General features: G+C 40.0%; 6 protein-coding genes and 1 tRNA gene. 3 read left to right on the top strand and 4 right to left on the bottom strand.

The window, feature by feature from the left end:
• Positions 1-4: 4 nt before the first annotated feature.
• Entirely contained in the window at positions 5-1,738 is a 1,734-nt protein-coding gene (locus PL9631_RS20065; RefSeq protein ID WP_083623100.1) for a pentapeptide repeat-containing protein, read from the bottom strand.
• Positions 1,739-2,017: 279 nt separating this feature from the next.
• Here PL9631_RS20065 and PL9631_RS20060 point away from each other — a divergent pair.
• A tRNA-Ser gene (locus PL9631_RS20060) sits at positions 2,018-2,109 on the top strand.
• A gap of 44 nt (positions 2,110-2,153) precedes the next feature.
• Here PL9631_RS20060 and PL9631_RS20055 read toward each other — a convergent pair.
• On the bottom strand, positions 2,154-3,509 hold the full coding sequence (locus PL9631_RS20055; RefSeq protein WP_083623098.1) for a serine/threonine protein kinase: 1,356 nt from the start codon (positions 3,507-3,509) through the stop codon (positions 2,154-2,156).
• 64 nt (positions 3,510-3,573) lie between these two features.
• Between PL9631_RS20055 and PL9631_RS20050 the strand changes: the two genes are divergently transcribed.
• Both PL9631_RS20050 and PL9631_RS20045 read left to right on the top strand, forming a co-directional pair.
• The gene (locus PL9631_RS20050) at positions 3,574-4,440 is read left to right on the top strand and encodes an SGNH/GDSL hydrolase family protein (protein ID WP_083623096.1); all 867 of its coding nucleotides are present in this window, start codon (positions 3,574-3,576) and stop codon (positions 4,438-4,440) included.
• A gap of 363 nt (positions 4,441-4,803) precedes the next feature.
• Positions 4,804-5,835 carry a C39 family peptidase gene (locus tag PL9631_RS20045; protein WP_083623094.1) on the top strand — a complete coding sequence of 344 codons (1,032 nt, stop codon included), beginning with the start codon at positions 4,804-4,806 and terminating at the stop codon, positions 5,833-5,835.
• A gap of 55 nt (positions 5,836-5,890) precedes the next feature.
• On the opposite strand, the gene PL9631_RS20040 is transcribed toward PL9631_RS20045, so the two are convergent.
• Entirely contained in the window at positions 5,891-8,878 is a 2,988-nt protein-coding gene (locus tag PL9631_RS20040; protein WP_083623092.1) for a PAS domain S-box protein, read from the bottom strand.
• A gap of 237 nt (positions 8,879-9,115) precedes the next feature.
• Positions 9,116-16,984 (bottom strand): calcium-binding protein, encoded by a 7,869-nt coding sequence (locus PL9631_RS20035; RefSeq protein ID WP_083623090.1) that lies wholly within the window; start codon positions 16,982-16,984, stop codon positions 9,116-9,118.
• Between the last annotated feature and the right edge of the window lie 128 nt (positions 16,985-17,112).

The following is a 17,112-nucleotide window of genomic DNA, read 5'->3' as shown; positions in this document are numbered from 1 at the left end:
CCATTCACTCCTCCCATAAAAGAGCGATCGCAAATCTAACTAATTCCCCCATCAACGAAACTCGCTCCGTAGGAGTTGCGACCTGTTCCCAACGGAATAAATTCTCCTTAAATAGAGGTTCCCGTTGGGCGCGTTGCACAATACCTTGAATAATTACTTGATGCTGAAGATCCTCAAGTTCCACACCATTTTTAGCTAGAAAATCTAACAATCTCTGGACACTGACCACAAATTTTTCTGGTTCCTGCGATCGCAAAATTCCTTGGATTTGACGAGAAACTTCTTGATACAAAGTCTGATGATTATTCCCGTCAATTGTAGGAGTAGACATCACCGCTTCAGGAATTCCCTCCAAATCTACCGCACCATTAAAAATAGGAACCTCTAAACTTAATAACCCCAAAATATCCGATCGCTTCTGTAAAAGTTTCTGCTTCATTGAGGGATAGGAATTTAAAATCTGTTGACTCATCAGTTTAGCATTAACTAAATGATTGGCTCTAACCTGAAGTAAAAAACTATCCGGTTGAGTTTCAAATCCTTGAATCATTAACTCAAGTTCAGGACTCTCCTGTTCTACCTTAACCAAAGTATAAACTAACGCTTCCCAATGGGGATATTCGGTAAATTCTACCGGAATTAACTGGCTATCTTCCGGGGAATCCTGGGCTAATTCTCCCGGTAAAAAATTCCGATCACTGGGATAACGATTTTTAGGTTTTTTATTAGTATAATCAAACTCATTATAAACATATTCACACTCTACCTTATTCAGTTCAACCTCTGATTTTTCCCAATTATGAATACAACAACCGGTTAAATTAGCCCCCTCTAAATTGGTTCTAATTAAATGACTTTCGATTAATAAAGCATCCCGCAAATCCGCTTCACTCAAAATCGTATCCACCAAATAAGCCCCGCTTAAATCCGCCCGTCGCAGGTTTGCCCCCCTCAAATTCGCTTCGGTTAAATTTGACCAAAGTAGATAAACTTCCTCTAAATTTGCCCGTAATAAATAAGCCTTTTTAAAACTGGTTTTTAATAAATAAGCTCCGGTTAAATTTCCTCGACTTAAATCCGCACCATCAAGCACCGCATCGGTTAAATCAGCCCCCGTTAATACCACTCGGTGCATATCCGCCTCGGTCAAATTTGCCGACCGCAAAGTAGCACCATTTAAGTCAGCTTCCGTTAAATTAGATTGAGTTAGAATAGCATCTTTTAAATTGGCGCTCGTGAGTCGGGATTCCCGTAAATTCGCCCCGGTTAAATTCGCCGCCACTAAACTCGCCCCGGTTAAATTCGCCTCCATTAATTCCGCACCGATTAATAAAGCATGATTTAATTTTGCTTGTTCTAAATTAATTTGATCTAATTTCGCTCCCGTTAAATCACTATTACTTAAATCGGCTTCAACTAAAACCGCCCAATTCAAATCCGCTTGTTTTAATGTGGCAAATCGTAAGTCTGCTTTGGTGAGATTGGTACCACTCAAATTACTTTGATTGAGATTACTCTGGGTTAATACCGTATTGCGTAAATCAGCCCGCCGAAAACAGACTCCCACTAATTGAGTTTTGCTTAATACCGCCCAACTGAGGTTAACCCCTGTCAGATTCGCTCCCGTGAGGTTAATCTCTTGTAAATTGACACCGCTTAGATTTACCCCGCTTAAATCAATATAGGTAAAATTGCGCTCTCCCGCTTGATACCGATCTAAAAACTCTTGTCTGTTCATGGGACAGCTTGAAAAAAAGCAGAAAAGGGTTAATCAACAGTCTATCTTGTTTCTTCTAGTCGTGATCAGGGGGATTCCCTTCCCCTTGACCCCAGGAAGGCTTTGTGATTTTCTCTTGTCAAGCCTAAGACCTAAACCCCCCAACCCCATAACCTGCAAGGCAAGGGCGAGAGGTCAAGTCTGGGAGATAATCAACCCAAATTCCCATCACCCCAAAATTTTTTACCCTCCCCCTAGACAGACTCAAAATGATCTGTTAGTATATTTAATTGTCACCAAGGAGAGGTGGCTGAGCGGTCGAAAGCGACAGATTGCTAATCTGTTGTACGGCAGGTAACTCCGTACCGAGGGTTCGAATCCCTCCCTCTCCGTTGATCAAAGTCTTAAGCAAGAAATCGTGAGAAACCCGGTTTCTTTACCGAGGATAAAGCCAGTCTTGGATTTCCTGGGTTAACCAGGCGCATTCCTCCGCGACAAATAGTTCACCAATAGTGTGAGTTCCCGAGGTTGTCCGAATCACTACTTGATATTTGGATTGTTTTTTTTCCATAAACACGCCCATAATATTCCCCACGGAACCCGATTGTAAACGATATTTAATTCCCCTGGATTTTCTAAAAATTCTGAATTGGAAATGATCAAATTCCACAAAGGTTTTTTCATCTATAAAGAAAAATATCCATAATAAGATTGAACTTCCTAGAATTGAAGATAAAAATAAAAATGAATAGGTAAAAAATAGAGGTGACAAAATGGGAAATAATAATGCGATCAAATACAAGATCAATAAATAGAAAGATCCCATTTCCATTTGCAATAGTTTTGCGAACCCTTTCGGGGGTAAATATATCTCTAAGGTTTCGGATGTTTTATGCAGACAAATTCTACTATAAAAAGGTCTAATCAGTTTGGGAATTAAAGCCTGTGGGGGGGCGGTATTTTGATCTTTGAGCAGAACCATTTTTTTAGATTGTAAGGATTTTAAAGCCTCCCTGGCGGTTTGTATTCTTTTTTCTAGGGAAATTTCTGTCATTTGTTCAATCCATCGGATAAAATAGGGATTCAAACTGACTCGATTAGCAAACTTAATCCGAGAATCCTGTTGGGGTAAATCCGCCGGAAAAGTATTGGTTAATAAATGAATTAATGTGGCTCCTAAAGCATATAAATCCGAAGCTGCGACCGCCCTTCCCCAAAATTGTTCTAATGGTGCATAACCACTGGTTCCCACCACAGTAAATGTCACGCCTGTCACCGATGCTTGAGATTGTACTGCACCAAAATCTACTAAATAAATCTGTTCTGAACTGTCTAAAATTAAATTACTAGGTTTAATATCTCGATGCAAAACTGGAGGACTAAGTTCATGCAAATAAACTAATATTTTTAAGATATCTTTAGCCATTTTTTTAACTTTAGCTTCAGTAAAACGATGCCCTTTTTCTAATAGGTCTTGGAGGGATAAACCGGGAATATAATCTTGCACTAATCCAAACCAAGGTAAGCCCCCGCCCGAATTTTGATCGATAGCAAAGTAATCTCGATAACGGGGAATCCGGGGATGATTTAAAGCCTGTAAAACTTGGGCTTCCCGTTCAAAGAGTTTTAATTCTTCCCAAGGCATTTGGGGGCTAAAAGCTAATAGTTTAATAATCACTTTTTCTTGAGTTTTTTGATCATTTGCCAGCCAAGTTTGGCGTCCGGTGGCGGTACGTCCACATTGATGCTGGAGTTGATAGCGGTCTTCAAGGATTTGTTGTGGATTAAACATATTTAATTTTATACTTCAGTCCTGTCTTACACTGATAACTGATTACTGACAACTGAGTAATGTGATGAAACAGGTTCCTTCCATTGTATTCCGATTTCTTCTGACCCTTACAATCGCTGGTTTGGGATGGTATGCTCTAGCCGCATCTTTACGGATACAAGCCGCACCGTCCCCAAATCTCCCTCCCGCCTCCACTCCTCGTCCGTCTTCCGTCCCTAAACCGCCTCAACCTGCATCACCTCAACCGATTATTGAACCCCAACCCGAAGCCCTACGCAATAAACAGCGCATTCTGGTAGTTGGAGATAGTATTACCCAAAGTGGAGGACAATATGGCGGTTATGTCTGGTTATTACAACGCTATTTGAATCTACTCTATCCTAATCAACCGGTTGAAATCATCAGTTCGGGAGTTTCGGGAAATACTTCAACCCAACTGAATGAACGATTTAAACAGGATGTTTTAGATAAAAAACCCGATTTAATTACAATTAATATTGGGGTGAATGATGTTTTACAAAGTTTCCAAACTCCGACCCAAGCCAGACCTAATATTCCTACTCCCCAAGAATATCGACAAAATTTAACCGCCATGGTACAGGCTGCCACCTCAAAAGCAATTCCAGTTTTATTATTATCCCCTACTATTATTCAGGAAGATCTCAGTAGTCAAGAAAACCAGCGAATTTCCCAATATATCGCCGTTATGCGGGAAGTTGCCCTACAATATCGCTGTCAATTTATTGACTTAAATATTCCTTTTCGTCATGTAATCAGCACCTATCAACGCTATGGGGGACAAGGACAAAATTTATTAACTAGAGATGGGATTCACCCGAATATTGCCGGACATCAAATTATTGCCTATAATATTCTTAAAGGTTGGGGTGTGCCTGAACCTAAAATCCAAAGTTTAAAAGTTAGTAATTAATTCAATTCTCTATAGCAATTCTGATCGCTTAGGACTTACGCACCGTCGCCCGAGAAACCGGGTTTTTTAGATAATATGTGGAAAAAAACCCGGTTTCTTTGGTTGGGTGCGTAAGTCCTGTCGCTGTTAATAACCAGGGTTAGGGTATCACCCCCATCATGAGTAATTCCCCCTTTTTTGGAAATAGTTGAGAATTGTTAATTTTAATTGGGGACTATCCAATCATGCTGATTTACGCGATAATCAATAACGTCTGAAATTCTTCCATCAATTCAGAGGTTTAACTTAAAACATCGAAATTCAGTTATTGCCATTATCGTTTATTTTTGTCCGACTCTAAAGTTATAGCCTTTATTACTGAATATGAAATTACAAGACATTTTAGGAACCGAACAACGTTATGATGTGAATGCGATCGCATCGGATCAAGACTTAACCCGCCAAATTCAGGTAATTTTAATTAATTTGACCTTGCTTGATCCCCCAGCAGATGGCAGCTTTGGGCAGAAATCCACCGCCGCCCTGCATCGGTTTCAAACCTTAATGGAATGCGAGGAACCTGGGTTTTTGGGATTAAAAACCGCCAAGAAACTAATTGAAACCAAACGGGAACAAATTCCCAGCGATATTCCGGTTCTTAAAATTACCAAAGAAACAATTTTAAAACTCAGACCCGTTACTTCTTCTCAACTCAGTGAGACTGAAAAAAAAGCGGTAAAAGCGGGTCAAGAATTCAAACTTCTTGCTTATGAACCCCTGCGCGGTCATATTAGAGTTGCCTTTCGGGGGAATGAATTGGGAGAACAATCAATTGGTTATGTGTTTGACCAACACGCTGAAATTTATCAAGGGAAAGATTTAGTTTATCCAAAACCCCGTCCTAAAAGTATCAAACTCGCTAATTTTCCCTATAAATCTCAACTGGATAACTTTTATAATCCCACCGGGTCTTGTAATGTGACTTCCATCGCCATGTGTTTGCAATATTTAGGCATTCCTCGGCGTAGCAGTAGCGGTCAATTTGAAGACGAGCTCTATGAATATGCCATCAAAAAAGGGTATAGCCGCTGGAGTCCCTACGATTTAGCCAAAATTGCCCGAGATTATGGGGCTAAAGATTACTTTTCCGAACGGACAACCCTAGAGGAATTACAAGACTGGTTAGCGGAGGGTAAACCGGCGGTAATTCACGGTTATTTTACCTCCTTTGGTCATATTATGCCGGCGGTGGGTTTCGATGACAAAGGCTTACTGGTACATGACCCCTATGGGGAATGGTTTCCCTCGGGATATCGCACGGATTTGAGTGGTGCTTATTTGCGCTATTCCTACAATTTAATCCGTCGAGTTTGTATGCCCGATGGAAATTTTTGGGTGCATTTTCTTTCGACTTAATCGTAACTTACCGATTATTAGTGGGAGTAATTCATGAATTACTCCTACAAATAGCTTAAAGTTCCCCGGGAGACTGGAGATTTCGGGGAATCTGGCGAATCTGTTCTAAATAAAATTTAGCCACTCGGTCAATGGGATTTAAGGTTAAACAGGCTTCAAAGGCTTTCAGGGATTCCTGATAATTTTCCATATTATAAAGAGAAACCGCTTCTTCAAATAGGGCTTTAGTCGCTAATTTTCCCGCTTTAATTTTAGGTAAATCGGCATCAAATACTTCAAAAACAGACACCATTTCCGATTTGCCTTTAACATTAACTCGACCCATTAATCGAATACCATAAAGACTAGGATCTTGTAACGCCTTTAACGTATATTCAGAAATTAATAAAGGCACACCAAAATATTTAGTTAACCCTTCAATTCGAGAGGCTAAATTCACAGCATCACTAATCACCGTACTATCCATCCGATTTTCGCCGCCCACGGTTCCTAACATTAAAAATCCCGTATTAATCCCAATTCCAATCGACACTTTCGGGCGGTCGGCTCGGCTTCTGGTACTATTATATTCAGCCAGTTCTTTTAACATAGTAATTCCCGCTTGAATCCCATCATCCGCACCCCCATTAAATAACGCCATAATCGCATCCCCAATATATTTATCAATAAACCCTTGATATTGGGTAATCACAGGTTCCATCCGGGATAAATAGGAATTAATAAATTTGAAATTATCTTCCGGGGTCATCTTTTCACTAATACTGGTAAAGTCCCGAATATCGGAAAATAAAATAGACATTTCATGTTGTACTCCTTCCCCTAATTTCACCTCTGCGATGCTGTTATAACCCAGGAGAGAGAGAAATTGTTGCGGGACAAAACGAGTGGCGGCTTCTGTCAATTCTAACTGAGTTTGGATGGCAACTTCTAAGTTACTATTGACTTCAAACAGTTCTTCAATAAACTCTTGACGCTCAACTTCTGCTTTTTTTCTTTCGGTAATATCAGCAATAAATCCTTGATAATAAAGTAAATCACCCTCGGGATTAAACACCGGTTTAGCACTGGCAGAAATCCAAATTTTTTGACGATCCGCTCGATAAATTTGAAATTCAAAATTAGAAACCGTTTCCTGTTCCTGCATTAAATGAATAAATTCTGTGTGGCGTTCCGGTTGCACATATAAAGAATAACTGGAATCGGGTAAAATATCCATCAAAGCTGAAGGAGAATCGTAACCATAAATCCGAGCCATGGCTGGATTAACATTAATATAAGAATGTTCAGGATGATATTGAAAAATTCCCTCTAAGGCATTTTCATAAATACTGCGATAGTTTTCCTCTGCAATTCTCAGGGCTTCTTCTGCTTGCCGACGTTCGGTAATATCAATTCCCACCGCCACAGAAGCCGAACCTTGCTGATATTTTTGCACCACAATTAAATAGTAACGTCGTTGATCATTTTGGATAATTGGCAGAATTTGAGAGGCTGATTGTTCAGGACTTTCCAGAAATCGATGTAGAAATTTAACATAGTCTGAACCCTGTTCAAAAAATCCGATTTTTTGACCTAAAATTTCTTCAGTTTCTAAACTTAAATTATCCGCTAGATGACGATTTACCCCTAAATAAATTCCCTCAGCACTCATCCAAGAAATTGAACCGGGTACGGCATTTAATACCGCTTCTAACTGTTCTTTGGCGGCGGATAAAGCCTCTTTTGCCTGTTGTAAGTCCGCATTTTTTGTTTCTAGTTTGGCAAAGGATTCTTGCAGTTGCTCCGTCATCGTATTAAAAGAACTTGCTAAAATTTCAAGTTCTGTGATCCCTTTGGTTTCAATATGTTGATCCAACTCTCCTTGAGCGATCGCTTTTGAGGCGTTACTTAATTTTAGAATCGGTTGGGAAATCCAACGGGAGGTAGCAATTCCTGCTAGAATTGCAATCACTAATGCCACTAAACATAAAATAATAGTCAAGCGATTATTGGCATTAATTTCATCCATAAAATCGCTTTCTGGAATCACCACCACAATTAACCAGTCCAGTCCCCGACCATCTTTAAAGGGTAAAACTTGAATAAATTTCCGTTGATTATTGAGTAGAAATTCCGTTTGTACAGGTTGATCTAAGCTGGCAAAACTGCCATATTCAGAGATAATTTGTTGAGTCGCGCCTCTAATTAAGGGATTTTGGCTATCGGTTGCGGGGAGGAGTTTGGCTTGTTTCCCTTCTCCGACGGTCAGGGTTTCATTGGTGGAACTCGAAAGTAACTGACCTGTGCGATCGCTAACAAAAGCAATACCAGATTTTCCGATCGCTAAACTCGATAGAAACTTGCGGAAATCATCGGGAAGTAGAACATCCGTGGCGCAAACCCCCAGGAGTTCGTCGGTTTCGGGATTATAAATCGGTTGACTGGCCGTAACGGTGGGTAAGCCGGTGGAGAAGGCTAAATAGATATCACTCCAGACCGGACGCCCGGTTTTTTGGGCTTTTTGATACCAAGGGCGTTGTCGCGGGTCATAAATAGCCCCACTATCCTTGTGTAAGGTGGTGGGCCGTCCTTGACTATCAATATTGTAGAGATATAAATGTTGTCCCGTTTCAATGTTCGCCGTCCACAACCCCAAGGTATTATTTTCTAAGATCCTGACCGCCCCTAAAAATTCTCCTTGGGAGTTACCACAATAAATCGAATACAGCAGGGGGGATATTTTTAATTGATCTAACAGGGGAGGCGCGCTGTCAACCCTTGTAACATCGAGTTCTCCGCGAAAAAATGCACGACTATTGAGTTGGTTAAGTCTGTAGGGGTTTTCAAAATAGCTTTTGAGTTCCTGTTCAATCCGGGCGCTCAGTTCGCTACGCAGTTGGGAAGCCAGGGTATTGACGGCTTTTTGAGCATTTCTAAAGGAAAGATACCCGACCAGTCCAACGGCGGCAACAATTTGAATGACAAAGGTAACAACAAGGGTAGTTCGCAGGCGCACTTTAGGTTTACTGGGGGGGAACAAAGATGTAGAGGGAGTGGATCTCATGGTGGGTGAGTCAGGAGGATGGATCAGGGATCATAGCTTTATTCTTAATCCCGAGTCTTTAAACAGATAGTTTAGGCATAGCACCCCTAAGTTTGATTAGCTATCCTTCATCATAACTGTCTGCAAGAGTTACAAATCGCCATCATCCTGACCAATGTTTTCAGAAACCCGTTTTCTGCACCACAAAATGTGGGGACATTAGCCCCCACATCCCCATCAAAGTTTCACGATTTGGCTTTAGACAAACTGGAAGGACTCAGTTTCCAGGTTAGTTAATAGGTCGTTTGAGACAATCGCGATCAAATGCTCTCGGCCATTGAGGGTGCGGAAGATTGCGGTTCCGTTGGGGACATCAGGAGAAGCCGTTTCTAGGCGATATTGATTGGGTGTTCCTAATAATTGAATCATGTCTTCACCGAGTTTGAAATCAACAATCAGAGAATAGTCTTCTGTGGTTCCGGTTTCAGAGAAATAGTCTAGGATAAAGGTGTCATTCCCTGATTCACCTGTGAGGGTATCGATACCTTGGCTACTATAGAGAGAATCGTTTCCTTGTCCTCCCAGGAGTTGATCACTTCCATCCCCTCCATTGAGTTCATCATCCCCTAAATCTCCATAAAGGATATCTTCATCGGTTTGACCTAAAAGGGTGTCATTATCCTTACCGCCATAAAGGGTATCATTACCCTCTCCACCGGAAAGAAAATCATTATTTTCGTTCCCTAATACTATGTCTTTTCCACCATCACCAGACAAATTATCATTGTCTTGTAAACCGAAGATGGTGTCATCTCCTGACCATCCGTTAATGATATTACTACTATTTGTTCCCAATAACATATCATTCCCTTCGGTTCCAGAATTCACTTCACCTGTAACTTCTGGAGGTGTGGTTTTTTCCGGTGGTAATGTGTTTAAAGCTGTTGTTTGTTCATTTATTGGGGAGTTATTGGCAGAATTAGAAACAATATCTGAGTTATCTTCTGAAGGAGTAACAATAGAATTATCGGTTTCTCCATTATCGAAATTATTGGTAGGTTTGGTTACGATATCTGAGCTATCTTCTGAAGAAGTAACAACAGAATTATCAGTTTCTCCATTCTGAGAATTATCGGAATTGTTGGTAGGTTTGGTTACGATACCTGAGTTATTTGCGGGAGAAGTAACAATAGAATTATCGGTTTCTCCGTTATCAGAATTATCGGAATTGTTGGTAGGTTTGGTTACAATGTCTGAGTTATCTTCTGGAGAAGTAACAATGGAATTATCGATTGCTCCATTCTGAGAATTATCGGAATTGTTGGTAGGTTTGGTTACGATATTTGAGTTATTTGCTGGAGAATTAACAACAAAATGATCGGTTTCTCCATTTTGAGAATTATCGGAATTGTTAGTAGGTTTGGTTACGATATCTGAGTTATCTTCTGAAGAAGTAACAACAGAATTATCGTTTTTCCCATTATGGGAATTATCGGAATTATTGGTAGGTTTGGTTACGATATCTGAGTTATCTTCTGAAGAAGTAACAACAGAATTATCGTTTTTCCCATCATGGAAATTATCGGAATTGTTGGTAGGTTTGGTTACGATATCTGAGTTATCTTTTGAAGGATTAACAACAGAATTATCGTTTTTCCCATTTTGAGAATTACCGGAATTATTGGTAGGTTTGGTTACGATATCTGAGTTATCTTTTGAAGGATTAACAACAGAATTATCGTTTTTCCCATTTTGAGAATTATCGGAATTGTTGGTAGGTTTGGTTACGATATCTGAGTTATCTTTTGAAGGATTAACAACAGAATTATCGTTTTTCCCATTTTGAGAATTATCGGAATTATTGGTAGGTTTGGTTACGGGATCTGAGTTATCTTCTGGAGGATTAACAACAGAATTATCGGTTTCCTCGTTATCAGAAGGAATATCTGGGTTAGTTACGGGGTCTGAGTTATCTTCTGGAGGGTTAACAATAGGATTATCGGTTTCTCCATTATCAGAAGGAATATCTGGGTTAGTTACGGGGTCTGAGTTATCTTCTGAAGGGTTAACAATAGGATTATCGGTTTCTCCATTATCAGAAGGAATATCTGGGTTAGTTACGGGGTCTGAGTTATCTTCTGGAGGAGTAACAACAGGATTATCGGTTTCCTCGTTATCAGAAGGAATTTCTGGGTTAGTTACGGGGTCTGAGTTATCTTCTGGAGGATTAATAACAGGATTATCTGTTTCCTCGTTATCAGAAGGAATATCAGGGTTAGTTATGGGGTCTACAATGGAGGGGTTTTCAATGGGATTAAAACTGAAATCAGCTAGGGTAGAAAAATCAACTGCATTGAATTGAGAATAGGTTGCTACAAATCCCTCAAAAACATTCGCAAAGGGATCGGAAGTATTCGTGAAAAATCCGTCAAAATTAGAATTACCAAAATCAGCAGAAGTTTCAGGAATAGCAGCAATATTATCGGGAGAAGGAGACTCAAATACCGCCGGGAAAATCTCGCTACCACCCACAGCAGGAGGGGGAGGAGGTTCGCTAATATTAGCTAAAAGCTCGGTTTCTGTGGAAGTGGGTAAAGAAACTGCGGCTGTTAACGTTGGATATTGATTCAAGTCTGGGGTGTTTTCAGGATCTTTTCCGTTAGGTTTATTTGGCTTTCCTTTGCTACCAATATCTTTGAGAATTGCAACCGTACTTCCTTGATAGATTAACAATAAATCTTGATTGTCAGGAGTAAAACTGAAGTCAGACGAGTTAAGATTTTCTGTAAATTGTAGGCGATCGCTCTCTAATTCAAAATTATAAATCGTATCAACACTACCATCGACACTAATCACAAAGGTATCAACACTTTTCCCTTTCCCGCCGTACATTTCATCATTCCCACCATTCCCAATTAACCAGTTATCCCCAGCGTCCCCTAGGAGGATATCATTTCCCTCGCCTCCGATCAGGGTATCATTACCAGAGTGACCATCTAGGGTGTCATTCCCGTCTCCCCCAAAAGCGAGGTCATCCCCCGCACCGCCATCAACGTTGTCATCTCCCGCACCGCCATCAACGTTGTCATCATGGGAATTAGCCTCAATATTGTCGTTACCATCCCCACCGGAAATCGTATCATTACCCGAACTTCCGCCGTCAAGGAGATCATTACCCGCACCCCCTGAGATTTTATCATCATCAGAACGGCCATCAATGGTGTCGTTTCCGTCTCCTCCCATTAACAGGTCGTTTCCTTCGCGACCATCGAGGTTATCGTTTCCTAAACCGCCATAGAGGGAGTCGTCCCCAACTTTACCATCGAGGATATCATCTCCCCCTAACCCTCGTAATTCATTGGGGCCATTATCGCCAATTAAGGTATCGTTATGGTTTGACCCCTCGACGTTTTCCACATTATAAATGCGATCGCCTTCCGCATCTCCTCCGACGCCTTGACCGGGTTGGAGACGGACTAAAACACCTGTGGGGGAGGTATAGTAAGAAATTAAGTCCAGACCTGCGCCGCCATCTTGGACATCTCCGCCAGCACCGCCGATCATGGTATCGTTTCCATCACCGCCATAGAGATAGTCCTCTCCTTCTTCGCCGTAGAGGGTATCATCTCCCTCATCCCCAAACAGGGTATCATTCCCAAACTGACCGTTAATAAAGTCTTTTTCTGTACCCCCACTCAGTTTATCCTGACCGTCTCCCCCGGCGAGGTTATCTTCTCCAGCGTTTCCTTCCATCGAGTCGTCGCCGTTTTCGCCGTAGAGGAGGTCGTTATCGTTACCCCCGACAATATTATCGTTACCGTCTCCTCCATAAAGGCGATCTTCTCCGTTTTCGCCTAAGAGGGTATCGTTATCTCCATCCCCTGCAATAATATCGTTTTGGTCGCCGCCTTTAATGTGATCGTTTCCGGCGTTACCATGAATTAAATCTTCTCCGGTATTTCCTTCGATTTGATCATCTCCATCGTTACCGGAAATCGTATCATTATCTTCGCCACCGGAAATAATATCATTTCCTGCATCTCCTTGAATTAAATCAGCGCCAAGGTCGCCATAAATCTGATCGTTATCGTTTCCACCACTAATGAAGTCAGCGCCAATATCCCCATGAATAAGATCGTTGCCGCCATCACCGAAAATTAGATCATCATCATCGTTTCCGTTAATAATATCGTTATCGTCCCCACCACTAATTTGATCTTTTCCTTCATTTCCTTGAATACTGTCATCACCAGCATCCCCTTTAATATTATCGTTATCTTGATTACCGGAAATGGTGTCATTATCGTTACCACCGGAAATGTTATCTTCTCCTTCATTACCTTCAATGATGTCGTTTCCTTCATCACCAAAGATATTGTCATTTCCGATATTTCCATAAATCGTATCTTCGTTTTGACCACCAGAAATTAGATCGTTTCCGTCATTTCCTTCAATGCGATCGCTTCCTTCATTTCCTTGAATTTTATCATCCCCATCATTTCCTTGAATACTGTCATCACCAGCATCCCCTTTAATATTGTCGTTATCTTCCTTACCAAAAATAGTATCGTTATCGTTACCACCGGAAATATTATCATCTCCTTCATTACCTTCTATGACATCCTGACCTTCATCCCCGAAGATATTGTCATTTCCGGTATTTCCATAAATCGTATCTTCGTTTTGACCGCCAGAAATTAGATCGTTTCCGTCATTTCCTTCAATGCGATCGCTTCCATCATTCCCTTGAATAATATCATCCCCTTCATTTCCTTGAATACTGTCATCACCAGCATCCCCTTTAATATTATCGTTATCTTGATTACCATAAATAGTATCGTTATCGTTACCACCGGAAATGTTATCTTCTCCTTCGTTTCCTTCTATGACATCCTGACCTTCATCACCAAAGATATTATCATTTCCGATATTTCCATAAATCGTATCTTCGTTTTGACCCCCGGAAATTAAATCGTTTCCGTCATTTCCTTCAATGCGATCGCTTCCTTCATTCCCTTGAATTTTATCATCTCCGCCATCTCCGGTAATGCGATCATCTCCTGCATCCCCTTGAATATAATCGTTATCTTCGTTACCTGCAATGGTATCGTTATTTTCACCGCCAAAAATCTGATCTTGTCCGGTGTTTCCTTCAATTACATCATTACCTTTGTCACCAAAAATATTATCGTTGTCTTCATTTCCTTTAATGGTGTCTTCATTATCTCCACCATAAATTAAGTCGTTACCTAAGTTTCCTTGAATATTATCATTACCTTCATTTCCAGAAATGTTATCGTTACCAGACCCACCAGAAATATTATCTTGTCCGATGTTTCCTTGAATTAGATCATCACCAGCATCACCAGAAATATTATCATCGCCGTCATTGCCATAAATTTGATCTTGATTATCCCCACCAGAAATTTGATCATTATTTTGACCACCGTACAGCAAATCATTTCCGAAATCACCACTAATTACATCAGATCCATCGTTACCAGTAATACTATCATTTTCACTACCTCCATTAATTTTGTCGTCTCCTGTACCACCTAATATCAAGTCATTATCTTGATACCCATAAATTTCATCATTACCTTCATCTCCACTAATCCTATCATTGCCTGAACCACCAGAGATAAAATCATCACTATCCAATGATTCTGAGGAATTAGCTTCAGCAGCATAGACTGTATTAAAATTGTTTTGATTGGTTGATGTATTAGTAGAAAAATCAGTTGTACTTGCTTCTGCAAATAAACTTAAACCTGCTATTGTAAAACTTGCTTCGTTAGAATCGTTTTGTTGAATTTCTCCATCTTCTTCTAACCCCCACCAGTTATTCGTCCAGTCAAAGAAACCACCAGCAACATCATTGTCACCTGCACCACCATAAAGAAAATCTTTACCACCTTCACCCTTTAAAACATCATTTTCAGTACCACCATAACCAGTGTCACTACCATCAGCACCATAGAAGCTATCATTTCCAGAACCACCTTCAAAATAATCATCTCCAGATGGTAAGCCCATATTACCAATTACTGCACTATCATCATCAGCTAAATCATTACCATCACCCCCGTAATACTGATCGTTTCCAGAACCACCTTCTAAATAATCATCCCAACCTTCACCTTCAAGGCGATCTTGACCATCTTCTCCATATAATTTATCTTCATGGTTTCCTCCTTTAGCAGTATCATCACCATTAGCACCATAGAAGATATCTTTTCCAGACCCTCCTTCAAAATAATCATCTCCAGATGGGGAACCAAGATTATTATTTATTCCAGTATCAAAAACTAGATCATTACCATCACCCCCGTAATATTTATCACTTCCTGCCCCTCCTTCTAAATAATCATCTCCACCTTCGCCTTCAAGGCGATCTTGACCATTTTCTCCATATAAGTCATCTGTACTGTCTCCTCCTATAGTAGTATCATCTCCAGAACCTCCTATAATTTTGTCAGCAAATACATCTCCTTTGAGGTAATCGTTCCCTAGACCACCAACAATAAAATAACCACCGGAAAATGCAGTAGAATCTGGGTATGGCTTAACGCTAGATCTGCCATTAAGAACATCATTTATTGGACTGCCATAAATTACTTTTCGACCATCAGATTCATAAGAAAGAAATTCATCAATCCCTGAAAATATATCATCAATCCCTAAAAAATTATCAATCCCTGCCGCTGAAATTAATTTTAGTGCATAAGACAAATTCTTAAAACTATTCCAAAATATATCTTCGGAAAAAGTACCATCATATTTGTCAGAGTCATGTCGATCTTTATCAAAATCAAAACTAGATTGTGTATAAGTATCATAAAATTTACCTTCTCCCTCAAAATTAATGTAAACTGATGGGCGATTTAGACTTAGATCGTAAGGATCAAACAATCTTTTTAATACGTTATTCGCTACTTTAGCAATTTCGCTATTAGAAATGAAATCAAAATTATCCTGATCAGGATATACCTCGAAATTAGTAATCCATTTTTTTCCTGATGAACTAACATGGAATTTTATATTATCAGTATTTAGTTTAAAAGGGCTGGTACCAAAGATATATGAGCGTTCAGCATAGTCATAATTATTAAAGCCAGTTGTATAATTTGATATTACTATTGAATTTGAATCTTCTTCTTTTAGCTTGAACTTTGGATCTCTAGCTACCCTTAACTCATTTGCCAATGGGAACCATTGTGACCATGTATAAGTTTTTTCCTCACCCATTGGAAAATCATGGTTAAAGAACTCTTGTACTAAGGGACACAGTGCTGGATAAGCATAACGTCCAGCACCATTCGTCATAAAATCAGTTGCATCATACTTGATAGATTCTGGATATGGAGCTTGTGTATATTTTCTGATGTGTAAGTTGTAGTCAGTTGATGATGGAGTATAAGTACCAAATATTAGTAATTTAGTTAGTTTTACAGGATCAATATGATTACTAAAAGAGTATATTTTAGATGTTTCATCAGATTGCTCAACATCTAACAAGTTGGTATTTAAATTTAAATTTAAATAACTATCTTCTTGTATTTTCTGATTTTGAGTTTGACCTAAACTTAAACTTAAAAAATCATTCTCCTGCTTCAACCCCTCAATCTGCCCCTCACTCAACTTAATCCTCTGCACAACATTAGAAAATAACTCCCCCTCATCCCCAGGAGTATCACTAACATTCACCTTCGCATCAATCGAATGACCAAACTCCTCTAATAAAACACTATTAACAACAGACAAATTATTCCCATACTGACGCAAGAAATCTTCAGAAAAAATAATTGTATTGGTTTCCGTTACATAAACCGCATTAGCCCCTTTCAACTCCGCACCCGATCGCACTTCAACTAAAGGAAACCCCTGAAAATTCCCCGCAGCAAAATCACTTTGTAACAAACTATAATCATTCCCCTCCCCAAACACCATTCCCATCTGGGTAGTGAAGTCCCCCCGACTCGCAAACCCCCCTAACCCTGATTGAAATAACTGGGCCAACTGTTGCGGTTCCGTGACCCACCCCGTTAAAGCCGTGGTTAATTGGCCCAAAAGAGCATTTGTAAAGAATTGGTCATCGGACGATGCTGAAGAATTAATAGTATTCATTAGAGAACTCCCTGTCCGTAAAATTACGGAGAATAACAATAAAAAATCACAATAGCTTTCAGTAACTCCGAGAAATTAAGGATTAACTGCATTAAAATTGTTACCAAAATCAATGAAATTGGTAGATG

It is taken from the genome of Planktothrix paucivesiculata PCC 9631 (assembly GCF_900009265.2).
Taxonomy (GTDB): domain Bacteria; phylum Cyanobacteriota; class Cyanobacteriia; order Cyanobacteriales; family Microcoleaceae; genus Planktothrix; species Planktothrix paucivesiculata.
Note: the sequence above shows the minus strand (reverse complement) of the source record. Positions and strands in the feature narration are given on the sequence as shown.